The organism is Enterobacter sp. PL_is379 (assembly GCF_055817355.1).
Genome location: NZ_JBVPGT010000002.1, coordinates 1 through 637 on the forward strand (window position 1 = coordinate 1; position 637 = coordinate 637).

The following is a 637-nucleotide window of genomic DNA, read 5'->3' on the forward strand; positions in this document are numbered from 1 at the left end:
CGGGAGGGCGCTTACCACTTTGTGATTCATGACTGGGGTGAAGTCGTAACAAGGTAACCGTAGGGGAACCTGCGGTTGGATCACCTCCTTACCTTAAAGAACCTGCCTTTGTAGTGCTCACACAGATTGTCTGATGAAAAACAGCAGTAAAAAACCTCTACAGGCTTGTAGCTCAGGTGGTTAGAGCGCACCCCTGATAAGGGTGAGGTCGGTGGTTCAAGTCCACTCAGGCCTACCAAATTTGCGAAGCAAATTTGAAGAGGTTAGCAAAACGATGGGGCTATAGCTCAGCTGGGAGAGCGCCTGCTTTGCACGCAGGAGGTCTGCGGTTCGATCCCGCATAGCTCCACCATCTTTTACTGCGAACACAAGAAAACTTCAGAGTGAACCTGAAAAGGTGCACTGCGAAGTTTTGCTCTTTAAAAATCTGGATCAAGCTGAAAATTGAAACGACACATCTTTAAGGTGTGTTCGAGTCTCTCAAATTTTCGCAATCAGAAGTGAAACATCTTCGGGTTGTGAGGTTAAGCGACTAAGCGTACACGGTGGATGCCCTGGCAGTCAGAGGCGATGAAGGACGTGCTAATCTGCGAAAAGCGCCGGCGAGGTGATATGAACCTTTGACCCGGCGATGTCC

At 49.3% G+C, this 637-nt stretch carries 2 tRNA genes and 2 rRNA genes; all 4 read left to right on the top strand.

Annotated elements, in window-relative coordinates:
- A 16S ribosomal RNA gene (locus tag AC0TOY_RS00010) occupies nucleotides 1-91 on the top strand; the annotation flags it as partial.
- A gap of 70 nt (nucleotides 92-161) precedes the next feature.
- A tRNA-Ile gene (locus AC0TOY_RS00015) sits at nucleotides 162-238 on the top strand.
- Between the two features lie 38 nt (nucleotides 239-276).
- A tRNA-Ala gene (locus AC0TOY_RS00020) sits at nucleotides 277-352 on the top strand.
- Between the two features lie 170 nt (nucleotides 353-522).
- Nucleotides 523-637: ribosomal RNA gene (locus AC0TOY_RS00025) — 23S ribosomal RNA — on the top strand; the annotation flags it as partial.